The organism is Streptomyces sp. NPDC016845 (assembly GCF_044332585.1).
GTDB lineage: Bacteria > Actinomycetota > Actinomycetes > Streptomycetales > Streptomycetaceae > Streptomyces.
This window is the reverse complement of the sequence record NZ_JBIRPI010000014.1, coordinates 156,766-172,415: the sequence shown is the minus strand read 5'-3', so window position 1 is coordinate 172,415 and position 15,650 is coordinate 156,766. Positions and strand designations below refer to the sequence as shown.

Genomic DNA, 15,650 nt, shown 5'->3' with positions numbered 1-15,650 from the left:
CACCGGGGCGGCGGGTCGCGTACATGCCGCGTACACGAGTCGTCGGGCCGCGTACATGAGCCGGCGGCCGTACCGAAGCCGGTACGGCCGCCGTGGCACTGCGGGGATGGCACGGTCGCGGATGCCGCGTGTCGCGGACACCGCGGATGTCGCGGCGTCCCCGCGACACGGAGGGGCGAAGACGAGGGGCGAAGAGGCGTTACTTGATGAATTCCGGCAGCACCCGCGGCGGCCACTGGGCGACCGACAGCATGCCCATCGCATGGGCACGGGCCACCAGGGCGGCACGGTTGGGTGCCTTGAGCTTCCGCAGCATGAGACCGACGTGGTACTCGACGCCCTGCCGGCTCAGGTAGAGCCGTGTCGCGAGCTGCACCGTGGAGGCGCCGCTGGCCACCCCTTCGAGGACCTGCGCGTCGAGCTTGCTGAGCAGCCGCTCCTTGGGGTTGAAGAGGAGGTCGTCGGGGTCCGTGCCCTCCACGGCCTCGTCCGGCCGCACCTGCACGACGATGCCCGCCAGCAGCCCGGTGGTGTTCTGTACGGCGATGCCCGTCAGCTCTCCGGAGAAGGCGCGGCCCTCGTCGCCCAGACCGACCATGCGTGAGGCGAAACGGTTGCAGCGCCCTTCCGAGAGCCGGTTGAAGTGGCGTTTGAGCACCGAGGGGGAGCTGGGGTGCAGAAGCTCGAACAGGTTCCGTCCGCAGACGTCGACCGAGGTGCGGCCGAACGGGACGGAGAAATCGGGCTCCGCTGCAACGATGTGCATATCGGTGTCGATGTGCGCCGTGTACATGCGGCGATTGGCCGGAGGGTGTGGCCTGCCATCGTGCTGTGCCCGCTGAGAAGCTGAGGAAGTGTGCGGAGCCGCCGTCCTGTCTCTGTTGTGCCAGGGGCCTGCTATTCGCGTGGTCACTGCGACGCACCGTCTTTCTGCATTCACCTGTGGGGGATCACTGCCTGCCTGTGGGCAGATTTGATCGGAGGTGGTGCTGCTTGCCGGGGTCTTGAGATTGGTCGATGGCCCGTCATGAGCGCCTCTGATCAACTGAGGTTGAGCCTAGGAATGCTCGAGCGGACGGGTCAAGCAAACTTTTGCGTGGCTCCAAAACATTGTGGTTCGGTGGTTCGGTGGTGCGGTGCGGGAGGGGCCGGGGTGGCGTCGCCGGGCGACGGGCACCCCGCCTGAGCGGCCACGGGTCACTCAGAGTGAAGTGTTCGTTTCCGCTTCATGTGGGGTGCGGACCGCCCGTACGGTGTGGCGCGGTGGTGTCCGGAACGAGACGTGCGGATGCCCGCCCGTTTCCCGGCCGATGCTGTCCGTCTGGTGCCCGGTTCAGTCCCGCGGCTCCTCGTCAAGTCTTTTGAGCGCCGTATGCAGCTCGGGGCGTCCGGTTATCCCGAGTTTTCGGTACGAGTTGGTGAGGTGTTTCTCCACCATGCGCGAGGAGGTGCCCAGTTGACTGGATATCTCCGAGTTGCTGAGGCCGCTCGCGGCCAGGCGGGCGACTTTGCGCTCCGAAGGCGTGAGCCGGCTGCCGGAGACCTCGGACTTGCTTGTCCTCTCGGCCAGTTTGCCGCGTATCTCCTCGGCCAGTCGGGGGAGGTCGTGGTCCAAGGCGAGCTCCAGGGCCCGTTTGAGGGCCGATACCCTCCGGTTGCGTTTTGTTTCCTGATGGGTGGCCAGTGCATACAACGCCCGGCACAGGTCGTAACCGTTGTTGCCCTTCGTGAGCAGCGCGACCGCCTCGTCGAGCGCCTCGATGCCTCGCCGTCCCGCGGTGACCCGGCCGAGGACGATCAGGGAGCGGCCCAGTCTGGAGTCCGACCCCCAGGCGCGGTATCTGTCGACCTCCAGCTGTGCCGCGGCCATGGCCTCCTCGTGCTCGCCGAGGCGGCGGTGCATGAGGGCGGCGCACGAGGACCAGGGCAGGACGACCGGGTTGAGCCAGCCCATCTGTTCGGTGCGCCGGCCGGCCATCCGGTAGTGGTCGAGCGCGGTCCTGGGCTCGCCGCGCCGGGCCGCCAGCGATCCGCGGGCGACGTGCAGGATTGCCGCCAGATGCTGGTTCTCGGCGTGCAGCCGGTGCTGGGTGAGGATCTGCTCCGCCAGCTCCGGCTGGCCGGTGTTCATCGCGACGATCGCGAGGACGGCCGCGCACACGGTGGGCAGTCCGCCGGTCTCGGGGCCCGCCAGGGCGTCGGCCTGAATGATTTTGTCCCGGGCGTAGGCGCGGTGGCCGTCGGCGAGCGCGACCAGGGCCTGTTCGCACCGGATGACGGCCTGCTCCACCTCGCTGCCGCGGCGCTGGGCGAGCCGGTTGGCCTCACGCAGCCAGTGGGCCGCGCCTTCCACCTGCCCCGCGCCGGCCAGGATGTTCACAGCCAGCGGCACGGCGGTGTGGACGTGTTCGGGGGTCGGGGGCTCGCGCTCAAGGAGGCGATTGGACAACGTTGTCAGCCGCCCGGCGGGGACCGCGTTGGAAACGAACGCGATGTGCAGCAAGGAGGTGACCAACTCCCGCTCGCCCGTGGTGGCGAGACGGGGCGCCGGGCCGAGGTCGCGGAAGCGGCGCAGGGCCCGCTGGATGTGGCGCGGATCCTGCGCGGACAGGATGTGCTCGCGCGCCTCCAGACGCAGGGCCAGTTCGTGCTCCATCCAGTCCGCGGTCTCCGAGTGCCGCAGTTCGTCGGCGACGGCGGCGCGGATGGTGTCGATGCGGAAAGCGGGCGGGTCCATCTGCAGCGGACCGAGCCGTACGATCGCGTCGGCCCGCTCCCGCACCGATTCGAGCAGCGGCATGGCCTCCACCACATGGCGCAGCGAAGCGGCGGTGGCGAAGCTGCGTTCGGCGGTCGCGAGGTCGATGAGCAGCCGGGCCCGCTCGTGCCCGGCAAGCGAGGAGTCGAGCAGGGCGCGCCGCAGATAGCGTGCCGCGTCCCGGGGCGAACCGCGGCGCAGGGCGCTGTCCGCGGCGGTCCGCAGGATCTGCACCGCCTTCGGACCGCGCAGGGAGATGGCGCCCATCAGCTGCTCCGCGGCGAGTTCGGCCGGGTGCCCGGTGCGGTGCAGCAGTTCCGCGGCGACCCCGCGCATGGCGGTGCGCTCCTCGGCGGGCATGTTCTCCTCGAGGAGGTCCCGCAGGACCGTGCCCGAGGTGAGCCGGCAGGCGCGCGGGTCGGCGAGACCGACGCGGCGCAGCACGTCGATCGCCTCGGTGAGCCCGGCGTTGTCGATCTCGGCGAGGCGGGCGACGAACTGAGTGTCCGCGGCGGAGCCGAGGACGGTCAGCGCGTAGGCGGTGCGGCGCACATGGTCGGGCTGTGACCGCAGGAAGGCGTCGAGGCGCTGGCGTACGCGCTCGGGGCGCAGCGTCGCGGCGACGACGGCGTCCGCCGCCGTGGGGCGCAGCCTCAGGTAGTGCGCCTCGTCCAGGACCGTCCGCAACAGCAGGGGGTTGCCGCCGGTGCGCGCCGCCACGGTGTCCACGAACACCGCGTCCGTCGTGTCGCCGAAGGCCTTCTCCACGAGTAGGCGCACGCTGCTCCGGCCGAGCGCTGACAGCTCCAGGGTCAGGTCGTGCGTCTCGCCGCCGGGCTCCCGGGGGTGTTCGGTCGCGATCGGTGGCGCCGTGCTCGTCAGCGGGGCGAGGAGGCCGCGTACGTGCTGACGGCTGCCGCGTACGTCACCGGGGAGCACGGAGAACACGAAGAGGATCCGTCTTCGCGCGCGTTGCGCCAGTGGCAGCGCGAGCGCCTGCAGCGACTCGATGTCCGCCCACTGGAGGTCGTCCACCATGAGGACGACGGGCCGGTCCTCGGCGATGGCGCCGAGGAGGGCGGCCAGCCATCGGGGGGCCTGCTGCCAGGTGAGTGCGGACCAGGCTGGGCGGCCCGTGACCGGGTCGTGCGGGATCGTGGGCGATGCCGCCTCGGGCAGTGCGTCGGCGGCCTGCCGCAGCAGGTCCGCGATCTCCTCGGGCGGGGTGACCCAGCGCAGTGAGTCCACCAACTGCCGTACCACGCCGAGCCGGAACTTCTCCTCGGAGGCAGATGCCTGGGCCCTGAGGAGCAGGATGTCCTGCTCGTGGGTGAGGGTGGCCAGGGACTCCAGGAACGCCGACCGGCCCACGCCCATGGGGCCCTGGACGACCAGGAGCGAGCCCTGTCCGTTCACGGCGCGGCGCAGTGCGGCGCCGGCCTGCGCCAAAGCCGACTCGCGTTCTAACAACACGGTGCTGGTACTCCTCATGTGCGCCGGTACCGGGCGGACCTCGGTCCGCGCGGAGTCGGCTTGCTCGGCTCGGTCACGGACGTGCTACCGGTGTGCCGGGCCGACCGGGTGCGGACTATTCGAGAAGCGGCTCATGCCAGGTGAAGTCCCGAGGGTGCACTCAATGTTGCTTGAAATCTTGAGCGTCAGCAGATCACGGAGAGGGGTGTGCCAGCAAGGGGAGAAAAAAGGACAATAACCCAACGTTGTTATGCGCCAAATTGCAGAAAGCGCGTACGTGCTGATGGCGGGGCCACCGCACGGCCCCGGAGGAGCGGGTGGGGGCGCCTGCCGGCCGCAGGCCTCGGTAATTGAATCCGGGCCGGATCCGCCCACCGACGAGAAGGGTGCGATTTCCCGGAACGTTTTCTCTCAGCAGGCCATTGTCGGCCGCCATTTAATTGACCGTCAATGGCGGCGGCGCGTCCGGCGGAAACCGACAGCGTTTCGACAGGATCGACCACGGCGGCCGGCGCCGGAGCCCGTCTACGGCCGGTCACGTCCCCCGCGTGATGTCACTGGCGTCCGCCGACTCCAGCGCGTCCCGCAGCTCACGCCGCCCGGACAGCCCCAACTTTCGGTACACCGACGTCAGATGGACCTCCACGGTCCGCTGCGTGACGAACAGCGTCTCCGCGATCCACGCGTTGGACCTGCCGTCCGCCGCGAGACGGGCGACCTGGGACTCGCTCCGCGTGAGCGCCGCCAAGCCCCGGGAGACCGGACGGCGAGGCCGTGCGCCGGTCGCGAGCAGCGCCCGGTGGGCAACCGTGTGCAGGGACTTGGCGCCGATGGTGTACGCCTCCTCCCAGCCCTGACGCAGCACCTCGCGGGCGGCTTTCTTGTATCCGAGCCGCTGGAGCACCTGCCCGCGCGCGACCCGCACCTGGGCACGCAACAGCGCCGCCTTGGTGCCCGCGAGCACCTGCTCGGCCTCCTCCAGGAGCGGCGGCCGTTCGTCGTCGCCGACCGCCTGCGCCCACAGACCGAGCCCCACGCCCAGCGCGCACGGCAGGTCCGCGGCGCGCGCGTGGCCGACGGCCTCCTCGGCCAGTGCGAGGGCCGCGTGCCGGTCGCCGAGGGCGAGATGGGTGTGCCCGGCCCAGTACCACCAGTAGGAGAGGGACGGACTGACGCGCTGCCACTGCGCCTGCCGGCGGCCGCACTCCTCGAGGTGCGACAGGGCCCGCTTGGGATCGTTCATCGCCAGGTGCAGTCGCCCGCGGGCGCACAGCACCTCGTTCCACTGCCAGCCGTCGTCCTGGACCGGGTCGGGGATCTCCTTCTCCAGTGCGGCGGCCCCCACCGGGTCGCCCCGGTCGAGCAGGGTGTGCAGACGCACCGCCAGAGCCGGCGCGTGATGCGCGGTGGCCCGCGGGATGGCCACGTCCTCCAGGGCCGTCGCGGTGGCGCGCAGCGCCTCGTCGAGCGCTCCGAGGCGGTGGTGCGCCTCCGCGCGCAGCGAGAGCAGATTCGGGTAGGTGGGGTCGAGCAGCGGGTCGGTCGCGTCCAGCAGCCGCCGGTAGACCCGCTCCGCCTCGTGGGGCAGGTCGGCGTACAGGAAGACCGAGGCCGCGGAGCCGAGGAAGGCGGCGGCGTCGGTGGTCGACGAGCCGCGGCCGATGACGAGGCGGGCGGCGGTGACCGATTCGGCGACGCGGTCCAGGCGGGCGACGCAGATGATGGCGCGCGCCGCGAGCAGGGCCCGCTCCTCGGCGGTGTCGCCGGGCAGCGAGAGGTCGAAGGCCACGGTCTCCAGGAGTTCGCTGTAGCCGGCCCGGTTGGCCGTGGCCGCTATCAGCAGTTGTGCCTCGATCAGCTGCCGGCCGGCGACGCCGGACGCCGGTGTCGCCGCGTCCGAGGGGTAGCGGCCGAGCAGCGCCACCGCGCGGGCCACCTGCCCCTGCCGGCTCAGCGCCTCGGCGAGAGCGCCCAGCGCCGTCAGCCGCAGCTCCGGCAGGGACGCCCGCTCGAGCCCCGCCATCAGGTGGCCCACGCTGGCCTGCGGGTCGACCCGTATCTCTGCCACACCGAGTTCGACGAGCAGGCTCGGCTCGCACGTGTCCTCGGTGCCTTCGGGCACGCAGGGCCGCAGCAGCTCCACCGCCCGGCCCGGCGAGACGCGCAGCATCGCCTCACGGGCCGCCTCCCGCAGCACCTCGCGGGCCCACGGCTGCTGCGCGGCGTCCGGGGCGCGGCACAGGTGCTCGGCCACGTCCGCGGGGCGTGCCCCGCTGTCGTGCAGCAGCCGTGCGGCCCGGCGGTGGGCGCGGACGCGTTCGTCCTCCGGCATGTCGCCGAGGACGACGTTGCGCAGCAGGGCGTGGGAGAAGGACCAGGTTCCGTCGCCGTTGGAGGCGACGAGCCCGATGGAGATGAGCATGAGGACCGAGCGGGCGAAGGCGGTGCTGTCCAGGTGGGCCAGGCGCGCGCACGTCTCCGAGGCCGCGCCGTCGCCGAGCACGGCCAGCGCCCGGGCCGCCTGGACGGTGGCTTCCGGCTGCCGGTGCAGCAGTCGCGCCGCCCGTAGCCGGAAGGCGGGCATGTCGTGCTCGCCCATGGACGTGAAGCGGTCCGCCGTGAACGGGAGTTTCTCGTCGCGCAGCGCCACGAGCAGCCGGGTCACCATCAGCGGGTTGCCGTTGGTGGCGGCCAGACAGGACTCCTGGAAGTCGGTGTCGGTCTCCGTCCCGATGAGCCGGTGGGCGAGCCGGCCGATGCCGGCGCTGGTGAGCGGGCGGGGCCGCAGGATGTGGCAGAGGGGCAGGGCCGCCACCTCGTTCAGGGGCGGTACGTGGGTGCCGCTGCGTCTGGCGAGTGCCAGGAGCACGGGCAGCCCGGCCAGGCGGCGCGCGGTGTGGGCGAGGAACCGCAGGGACGCGGGGTCGGCGTCCTCGGCGTCGTCGACGGCGAGGACCAGCGGGCCGTCCGCCGCGGCGGACCGGACGCTCTCGTGCAGTTCGGCCAGCACTCCGAAGGAGACCGTCGAGGCGTCGACGTCGAAGCAGGGGAGTGCGTGCGGGCGGTTCCCGGGGCCGTCGGGGGCGCTCGGCCAGACGGCCGGCGGGAACCGGGCCGGACCCTCCGCGCCCAGGGCGGTCAGCAGGGAGTGCGCGGTGCTCAGCGGGAGCCGGTGTCCTGCCTGTCCGGTGCGGGAGTGGGCGATGTGCAGACCCAGCGTGCGGGCCTCGGCGATCAGCGCGTGCAGCAGGGTCGTCTTGCCGATGCCGTCGGGGCCTTCGAGCAGGACGAGGGAGGATCCGCCGGCCGCGGTGTGCCGGGCCAGCCTGTTCAGGACGGCGAGTTCGTGCTCGCGCTCCACCGGCTCCGGCTCCGGCTCCGGTCCGTCGGTCAGCCGGTCCCCGGGTCTGTCCCCGTGCGCAGCGGTCATCACCCCGTCCTCCCTCCCAGGACACCGGCGGTGACCCGGAGCATGTGTGTGCGGTCCGAGGGGAGGTTGCGTGAAGACCGCCGGCCGGACCTCGCACTTCCCCCGGCCCTGACTATCCTGGCCCATCGCAAGCCGGGAGCGTGCTAGGTGACTCCTTTCCCACAGCTCGGCTCTTCATCCCGCCTGACCCCGTCCCGGTTCGGTTCCGCTGAAGGCGCCCCGTCCGAGGCCAGGAACGGATCCGGACCATTCCGGTCAATGCCCGACAGCCGCCCCGCTCCACGCGTGCAGGCGCTCGCGCCAGGGCGCGGTGTCCACGAGCGCGGCATCCGCTTCGGGCAGGCACAGGTAGACGTCCCGGCTCCCGTCCTCCTCGGGCGTCGGCGCGATGTGCACGGTCGGTATCGGCAGGTCGGGGAACTCGTACCAGAACGGCCGTCCCGCACCCAGGTCGATGCGGTACAGCGGGAACGGCGACCAGTTGTTGACCGAGATCGCCGTCTTCGCCACGTCGGGCGCCCGCACCGACATCACATGGCGGGAAACGCCTTTGCTCCGGTAGGAGTTGAGGAAGGCGATCTCGTCGCGGATCTTGTCCTCGGTGTTGCTCTCCAGGCAGCGCCGCACCTCCCGGGCGACGGCGCCCAGCGGCGCCTCGCGCAGCCGGGCCGCCGTGAGCGAGGTCCAGCTGTTGCTGACGCAGTTGCCCCAGTACGACGCCGGCAGCGCGCCGCCGAGACGGTGCTGCACGCCGACGATCAGCCCGAGCCACTCGGCCGCGTCCGCGGGGCGGGCCCGCAACTCGCCGAGTACCTGCCACAGATGGGCGGTCAGCGCGTCGTTGGTCGACACCCAGGCGCCGGGCTCCGTGAGGGTGCGCTGCGACTCGGCCTTGAGCGCGGCCAGTTCCGTCGCGCCGAACCGGGTGGTGACGGTGGCGAGCTTGTTGCTGCCCGCCCGCAGCGTCGTCGTCAGGTGCCGCAGGCGGCCCACCCCGATGAACGCGCGCTCCCGTCGCGTCACCGGGTCCGCGGACGGCCGGCCCAGCTCGTCCAGTGCCTCGCGGGCGTGGGACGGGGCGTCCCATGCGAGGCCGAGGTGCTCGCGCGACCAGCTCTCCAGGAAGGCGACGGTGCTGCCGCCGTCCGCGAGGCTGTGGTTGATGAGCACACCGAGGATCGAACCGCCGCCGCGCATCCGGGTCAGCCGGACCTTCAGCAGCGGGGTGTCCCGGCCGATGACGCCGAAGGCGCTCACCTCGCGCAGCATGTTCCCGATCACCGGGGCGGCGCGCAGCCCGTGACCGTAGTCGCGCATGGGACCGGGGGAGGACGCCTCGGTGAACCGTACGCCCGCGTCGTTGCAGACCACGCTCATCCCGCCGTCGGCGTCCCGCTCGAGGCGCCCGGCGAGGAGCGGGTAGCGGCGCAGGGTGCGTGCCAGGGAGTCGCGCAGCGCCGCGCCGTCGAGGGTGTCGCGGTAGAAGAACGTCAGCGGCGTGTACCACGGGCCGGTCAGCAGGTCGTAGCCGGTGAGGCGGAGACGGCGGCCGTCGGCCTCACCGGCGCGGACGGTGTGCACCCGCTCCACGCGGCTGTCCACGACCGTGCGGAACGCGGCGGCGTCCTTCTTGCCCTTGCCCTTGCCTTTCGCCACGGCCGCCTCAGTCCCAGGCCAGCGGCAGCCGGTCCACGCCGTAGTGCACGGCGCGGTCGCGCAGCGGCACCTCGTCGGCAGGAGTGGCGAGGCGCAGCGTCGGGAACCGCTCGAAGAGACCGCGCAGCCCGATCCGCATGCTGGAGCGGGCCAGATGCTGGCCCAGGCACTGGTGGGCGCCGAAGCCGAGGGCGAGGTGCTTGCGCGGGATGCGCGTCACGTCGAGGCGGTCCGGATCGTCGAAGACCTCGGGGTCGCGGTTGGCGGCGGGCAGCGAAAGGACCACCGTCTGACCCGCCTTGATGGTCGTGCCGCCGATCTCGACGTCCTCGATCGCGCACCGGCTCGACCCCATCTGGGAGATCGTCAGGTACCGCAGCAGCTCATCCACGGCGCCGGCCTCCCACAGCTCGGGGCGCGTACGCAGCAGGGCCAGCTGGTCCGGGTGCTCGAGGAGCGCGAAGGTGCTCAGGGCCAGCATGTTGGGGGTGGTGTCGAGTGAGCCGCCCAGCGTGAGGACGGCCAGGTTGACCAGCTCGTCCTCGGTCAGCTCGCCGGTCGAGGACAGCCGTCCGAAGAAGTCCTCGCCCTGCCGCGCCATCCGCTCCTCGACCATCGGACGGATGAGCCCGTCCATGGACTCCACGTGGTGGATGAACTCCTCCAGCGTGTACGTGAGCGTCATCAGCGCCGAGAAGTGCTCCTGGATACCGTCCATCAGCTCCGGGGAGACGTCCATCAGCGAGCACACCGAGCGCAGGCTGACCTTCTCCGCGAAGTCGGTCACCAGGTCGGCGGGGGAGCCCTTGGCCGCCATCTCCGCGAGGGCCTCGTCGACGATCCGCGTCAGCTGCGGCTCGTACTGCTGGATGCGGCGCAGCGTGAAGTGGCCCGCGAGGAGCCGCCGGTACTTGGTGTGCTCGGGGGCGTCCATCTTCGCGAACGAGCCGGGCGGCGAGGGCTGCGGCGCGTACTCCGTCATCGGGAACGGCGGCGCGACCACGTGTGCGAGGAGTTCGTTGCGGTGGCTGAAGCGGTCGTCGGCGAGGATCTGCCGGACCAGGTCGTGGCGGGTCACCAGCCAGCCGGCGGTGTCCTTGGGCGCCACCTGGAAGGTGACGGGGCTGACCGGCTCCTCGGCGCGCAGCCGGGCGTACGCGGCAGGCGGGTCGAACGGGCACTTCCCGCGTTCCGAGGGGATCACGGGCGGGTCGGGCCTGGTCTTCATGAACTCACTCCGTCGGCGAAGAGGGGAGGGGCGGTCGGGTCATGAGGGAACGGGGCGGCCTCAGGCACGGTGCACGCGCAGCGGCAGGTGCCGGGCGCCGAAGACGTTGGTGCCGTGCCAGCTGAGCCGCGCCGTGGGGTCGACGCCGATGCGGTCGTAGCGGTCGAGCAGGGCCTCAAGCGCGATCCGGCCCTCGAGCCGGGCCAGCGGAGCCCCGATGCAGTAGTGGATACCGTGACCGAAGGCGGCCTGCCGGGAGTTGGAGCGGTCCGGACGGAACGCGTCCGCGCTCTCGAAGACCTCGTCGTCGCGGTTGGCCGAAAGGAGCCACAGGTGGATGAGGGTGTCGGGGGCGACCTCGACACCGGCGAGGGTCGTCGTGGTCGTGGTGACCCGCTCGATCCGGGTGAAGGGCGGACGCAGCCGCAGCGTCTCCTCGATCACCGCCGGTATCAGCGAGCGGTCCGCGCGCACCTTCGCCAGGAGTGCGGGGTCGCGGTCCAGGCACAGCAGCGCGTTGCCCACCAGCACCGAGGTGGTGATGTGCCCGGCGAGCAGCAGGAGGGTCGCGAAGCTCGCGATGTCCTCGTCGTCGAGGCGCTCGCCGTCGAGCTCGGCGCCGACCAGAGTGCTCAGCAGGTCGTCGAGCGGTTCCTCGCGGCGGGCCTCGATGAAGCCCTGGAGGTAGGCGGAGATGGTGACCGCCGTCTCCTCCATGCGGCGCACGCTCTCCGGGTCCTCGGGATCGGTGGAGAGGAGCTGGTCCGCCCAGCCCTGGAAGCGGTCACGGTCCTCGGTCGGCACGCCCAGCATGCGCGCGATGACCGTCACCGGCAGCGGGTTGGCCAGCGTGTCCACCAGGTCGAAGGTGTCCTCGGCGGCGGTGTCCAGGAGCTGCCCGGTCAGTTCGGTGATCCACGGTTCGAGGCCGGCGATGAGACCCGGGGTGAACGCCTTGCTCACCAGGCGGCGCATCCTGCCGTGCAGCGGCGGGTCGAGCAGCAGCAGTGTGCCGCGCGGGGCCTGCTTCTCGCCGCCGGAGAGCCGGCCCACCGTGTCGGAGGAGAACGTCGCGGGGTCGGCGAGGATCCGCTGCACGTCCGCGTGGCGGAAGACATGCACGTTGCCGCTGCCGTCGCGCCACACCGGGCGCTCCTCGCGCATCCGGGCCGCCCAGGCAAGCAGGGTTGTGCCGCCGTCCGGTTCCACGGCCGGCGGACGTTCGAGGGCGGTGTCGGCCTCAGGTGCCGTATCGAGCACGTCCGAGGTGCTTTGCTGCGCCACCCAGGGTCCCCTTTCACAGATGTCGTACGACGGCTTCGGCCACTTGGACCCACCAACCGGATCCATCGGCTGGACCCATCGGCAATCGGATCCATCGGCTGGACCCATCGGTTGGATCCCTCAGGAAAGGCCCTGCTCGTCCGGTCGCCCGGCCACTCCAGCACGGCGGCTTCGCGGCGGGCCAGCGCGGGCGGCGCTGTCTAGGGATTCACCGAGTCTTGGCCGCTCGGGAGGCGTTCGCCCCGGCGCCTGGGCCGAATATCTGGAGGAAACCCCAGTCAGCGGTGCTCGCGCGGCCGAACCCGCTCCCGGCACCGCAAGATGGGCTCGCTCCGGCATCCCGTCGAAGCGGCGAGCGCGCAGGAGGCCCGCATGGACATCGCGATCGACCACGACAAGTGCATCGGCGCCGGACAGTGCGCGCTGATCGCCCCCGAGGTGTTCGACCAGCGCGACGACGGAATGGCACTGCTGCTGGTCGAACGGCCCGGCGCCGCACAGGCCCCCGCCGTGCGGGAGGCCGCCGAGTCCTGCCCGCTGAGCGCCATATCCGTGGCGGAGGAGAGCGCGGCGGACGGCGCGAACGCCGCCCCGGGGCGCCCCCGCGGATCCGGCTAGATGCGACTGGATCCGACAGATGCGACCGGATCCGACTGGATCCGACCAGAGAGGAACCCATGCGCGTCCTGTTCGCCGGCCTGCCGGAGAAGTCACACGTCTTCACGATGGTGCCGCTGGCCTGGGCCCTGACGGCTGCCGGGCACGAGGTACTGATGGCCAACGCGCCGTCCCTGAGCGAAGCCGTCACCGGCGCGGGCCTGGTGGCCGCGCCCGTCGGCACCGACCACGACGTCCACCAGGACATGGCCCGGGCCCGGGGCTCCCAGGACGCCGACGTCGCCAACTGGAGCCGCCTCGGCTACGGCGACGTGGACCACGCGAGCCTCGTCGAGCGCTACTCGATCAGCGTCCCGTACGGGTTCGCCCGCTACAACGACCCCGTCGTCGAGGACCTCGTCGCCCTCGCCCGCGACTGGCAGCCCGACCTCGTCGTCCGTGACCCCATCGCCTACGCGGGCGCCATCGCGGCCCGCGCCTGCGGCGCCGCCCACGCCCGACTGCTGTGGTGCGCCGACGTCTACGGACAGGCCCGCGGCACCTTCGTCGAACTGGCCCAGGACGTCCCCGCGGACCAGCGGGTCGACCCGCTGGCCGACTGGATCGACGAGCGCGGCAGCGCCTACGGAGTCTCCTGCGACGAGGAACTGCTCAACGGCCAGTTCACCCTCGACACGCTGCCCGAGAGCCTGCGCCCGCCGAGCGACCTGCACCAGGTCTCCATGCGGTACGTGCCCTACAACGGCGCGGCCGTGCAGTGGGACTGGCTGCGCGAACAGCCCAAGCGCCCCCGCGTCTGCGTCACCCTGGGCCGTACCAACACCGAGGCCTACGGCGGCGACTACGTCGACGTCACCGGCCTGCTGCGCTCGCTGTCCCGGCTCGACGCCGACATCGTCGCCGCTCTCATGCCCGAACAGGCCGAGCACCTCGGCGACCTGCCGCCCAACGTCCTGGCCGCGAGCGGCGTGGCGCTGAGCACCCTGCTGCCCACCTGCTCCGCGGTGGTCCACCACGGCGGCTGGGGCACTTTCTCCACCGCCCTGGTCAACGCCGTGCCGCAGCTCGCCCTGTCCACCCTCGTCGCCGACCAGGAACTGCGCGGCCGGAACCTGGAGGACAGCGGCGCGGGGCTCTTCCTGCACCACACCGACGCCGCCCCCGAGCGGGTCGCGGACCTCACCCGGCGGCTTCTGGAGGACCCCTCCTACGCCGCCGCCGCGGGCCGGCTGCGCGACGAGTCCGCGGCCCTGCCCACCCCGCACGCCGTCGTCGGGGAACTGGAACGTCTCGTCGCGGCCCGCTGAATCACACCCCCGTACATTCACGAGGAAGGAGGACGGCGCCCGCTCGGCACGCCCGGTGACGCGCCGCACCCAGCATGAGTAAGACGCGCATCCTGGTGACCGGCGGGGCCGGCTTCATCGGCTCCCACTACGTCCGGACACTGCTCGGCCCCCTCGGCCCGCAGGACGTCACGGTCACCGTCCTCGACGCCTTCACCTACGCCGCCAACGCGGCCAACCTCGACCCGGTGAAGGACAGCGACCGCTACCGGCTCGTCGTCGGCGACATCTGCGACAGCGACCTGGTCGACCGGCTGATGGCCGAACACGACCAGGTCGTGCACTTCGCCGCCGAGTCCCACGTGGACCGGTCCCTGGCCAGTGCCACCGAGTTCGTACGCTCCAACGTGGTCGGCACCCAGACCCTCCTCGACGCCGCGCTGCGCCAGGGCATCGACCGGTTCGTGCACGTCTCCACCGACGAGGTCTACGGTTCCATCCCCGAGGGCTCCTGCTCCGAGGAGCAGCCCGTGAACCCCAACTCGCCGTACGCCGCGTCCAAGGCGTCCAGCGACCTGATCGCCCTGGCCTGTCACCGCTCCCACGGCCTCGATGTCCGCGTCACCCGGTGCTCGAACAACTACGGGCCCTACCAGTTCCCCGAGAAGATCATCCCGCTGTTCGTCACCCGCCTGTTCGCGGGCAGGAAGGTCCCGCTCTACGGCGACGGCCTGAACGTACGCGACTGGCTCCACGTCGACGACCACATCCGCGCCGTCGAACTGGTCCGCACTCGCGGCCGGGCCGGCGAGATCTACAACATCGGCGGCGGCACCGAACTCGACAACCGGGGCCTGACCGCACTGCTCGTCGAGGCGTGCGGGGCCGGCCCGGACAGCGTCGAGTACGTCACCGACCGCAAGGGACACGACCGCCGCTACTCAGTGGACTGGCGCAAGGCCCATGTCGAACTGGGCTACAAGCCGCAGAAGGACTTCGCCGAGGGCCTCGCCGAGACGGTCGCCTGGTACCGGGACAACCCCCATGTGTGGGACCGGACGGCACAGCCCGGACAGGCCGGACCGTCCGGCGGGACGACGGGGAACGCACCGTGCTGACCTGGCACACCCTGGGCCCGCTGCGGGTGTCGTCCGACGGCCGTGACGTCACCCCCACCGCGCCGAAGGTCCGCCAGGTACTCGCCGTGCTGCTCGCGCGCCGCAACAGCGTCGTCCCGCTGTCGGTGCTCACGGCCGAACTCTGGCCGGGGCAGCCCCCGCGCAGCGCCATCCCCACCGTGCAGACCTACGCGTACCAGTTGCGCAAGGCGCTGCACGGTGGGGAGGACCCGGGCCCCGGCGAAGGCGGCCCGCTCGCCACGCGCGCGCACGGCTACCTGCTGCGGGTGGGGCCGGGCGAGTGCGACGCGGAGGAGTTCACGCTCCTCACCGAACAGGCACGGGCGGCTCTGGCCGACGGTGACCCGGCCGGCGCCGTCGTGCTCCTGGACCGGGCCCGGCCGCTCTGGGAGGGGCCGCCGTTCGCGGACGTCGTGCACGGCACGGCGCTGCACGGCTACACCCTGCGCCTGGAGGAGCTCCACCTCCAGGCCGAGGAGTTGCGCATCACCGCAGGCTTCCGCCTCGGCCGCCACCGTGAACTCGTCGCCGGACTCAAGGAGTTGGCCTGCGCGCATCCGCTGCACGAATGGTTCCAGGGCACGCTGATCATCGCCCTGGAGCGGTGCGGCAGGCGCAGCGAGGCGCTTGCGGTCTACCAGCGGCTGAGAGCGCAGCTGAGGGACGAGCTGGGCCTGGACCCCTCACCCGGTCTGCAGCGGCTTCGCCAGCACGTGCTCACCGACGCGGTCAGCACGGCCGACCTGGATCTGCTGCCCGGCTGACGCCATCTTCCGGG

Annotated in this window: 10 protein-coding genes; 4 read left to right on the top strand and 6 right to left on the bottom strand. The window is 71.8% G+C overall.

What is annotated here, in order from left to right:
• Positions 1-199: 199 nt before the first annotated feature.
• The 6 genes from ACH4RC_RS28610 to ACH4RC_RS28585 form a co-directional block, all read right to left on the bottom strand.
• Positions 200-793, bottom strand: a complete 594-nt coding sequence (locus ACH4RC_RS28610; RefSeq protein ID WP_398206016.1) for a LuxR C-terminal-related transcriptional regulator — start codon at positions 791-793, stop codon at positions 200-202.
• Positions 794-1,333: 540 nt separating this feature from the next.
• Positions 1,334-4,231 (bottom strand): AAA family ATPase, encoded by a 2,898-nt coding sequence (locus tag ACH4RC_RS28605; RefSeq protein ID WP_398206015.1) that lies wholly within the window; start codon positions 4,229-4,231, stop codon positions 1,334-1,336.
• A 535-nt stretch (positions 4,232-4,766) separates the two neighbouring features.
• Entirely contained in the window at positions 4,767-7,661 is a 2,895-nt protein-coding gene (locus ACH4RC_RS28600; protein WP_398206014.1) for an AAA family ATPase, read from the bottom strand.
• 255 nt (positions 7,662-7,916) lie between these two features.
• Entirely contained in the window at positions 7,917-9,317 is a 1,401-nt protein-coding gene (locus ACH4RC_RS28595) for an acyltransferase (protein WP_398206012.1), read from the bottom strand.
• 7 nt (positions 9,318-9,324) lie between these two features.
• Complete coding sequence (locus ACH4RC_RS28590; protein ID WP_398206010.1) at positions 9,325-10,545, bottom strand: cytochrome P450; 1,221 nt, start codon at positions 10,543-10,545, stop codon at positions 9,325-9,327.
• Positions 10,546-10,605: 60 nt separating this feature from the next.
• The gene (locus ACH4RC_RS28585; RefSeq protein WP_398206009.1) at positions 10,606-11,829 is read right to left on the bottom strand and encodes a cytochrome P450; all 1,224 of its coding nucleotides are present in this window, start codon (positions 11,827-11,829) and stop codon (positions 10,606-10,608) included.
• A gap of 372 nt (positions 11,830-12,201) precedes the next feature.
• Between ACH4RC_RS28585 and ACH4RC_RS28580 the strand changes: the two genes are divergently transcribed.
• The 4 genes from ACH4RC_RS28580 to ACH4RC_RS28565 all read left to right on the top strand — a co-directional run bounded on the left by ACH4RC_RS28580 (position 12,202) and on the right by ACH4RC_RS28565 (position 15,636).
• The gene (locus ACH4RC_RS28580; protein WP_398206007.1) at positions 12,202-12,447 is read left to right on the top strand and encodes a ferredoxin; all 246 of its coding nucleotides are present in this window, start codon (positions 12,202-12,204) and stop codon (positions 12,445-12,447) included.
• A gap of 59 nt (positions 12,448-12,506) precedes the next feature.
• Positions 12,507-13,754, top strand: a complete 1,248-nt coding sequence (locus ACH4RC_RS28575) for an activator-dependent family glycosyltransferase (protein ID WP_398206005.1) — start codon at positions 12,507-12,509, stop codon at positions 13,752-13,754.
• A 74-nt stretch (positions 13,755-13,828) separates the two neighbouring features.
• On the top strand, positions 13,829-14,851 hold the full coding sequence (gene rfbB / locus ACH4RC_RS28570) for a dTDP-glucose 4,6-dehydratase (RefSeq protein ID WP_398206003.1): 1,023 nt from the start codon (positions 13,829-13,831) through the stop codon (positions 14,849-14,851).
• Positions 14,845-15,636, top strand: a complete 792-nt coding sequence (locus tag ACH4RC_RS28565; RefSeq protein WP_398206002.1) for a BTAD domain-containing putative transcriptional regulator — start codon at positions 14,845-14,847, stop codon at positions 15,634-15,636. Before rfbB ends, ACH4RC_RS28565 begins: the two co-directional genes overlap by 7 nt.
• Positions 15,637-15,650 lie beyond the last annotated feature (14 nt).

What these genes read in the sequence shown, in the direction of transcription:
- rfbB (WP_398206003.1), top strand. Translation starts at nt 13,829, where the DNA reads ATGAGTAAGACGCGCATCCTGGTGACCGGCGGGGCCGGCTTCATCGGC.
- ACH4RC_RS28600 (WP_398206014.1), bottom strand. Translation starts at nt 7,661, where the DNA reads ATGACCGCTGCGCACGGGGACAGACCCGGGGACCGGCTGACCGACGGA.
- ACH4RC_RS28580 (WP_398206007.1), top strand. Translation starts at nt 12,202, where the DNA reads ATGGACATCGCGATCGACCACGACAAGTGCATCGGCGCCGGACAGTGC.
- ACH4RC_RS28575 (WP_398206005.1), top strand. Translation starts at nt 12,507, where the DNA reads ATGCGCGTCCTGTTCGCCGGCCTGCCGGAGAAGTCACACGTCTTCACG.
- ACH4RC_RS28590 (WP_398206010.1), bottom strand. Translation starts at nt 10,545, where the DNA reads ATGAAGACCAGGCCCGACCCGCCCGTGATCCCCTCGGAACGCGGGAAG.
- ACH4RC_RS28610 (WP_398206016.1), bottom strand. Translation starts at nt 793, where the DNA reads ATGTACACGGCGCACATCGACACCGATATGCACATCGTTGCAGCGGAG.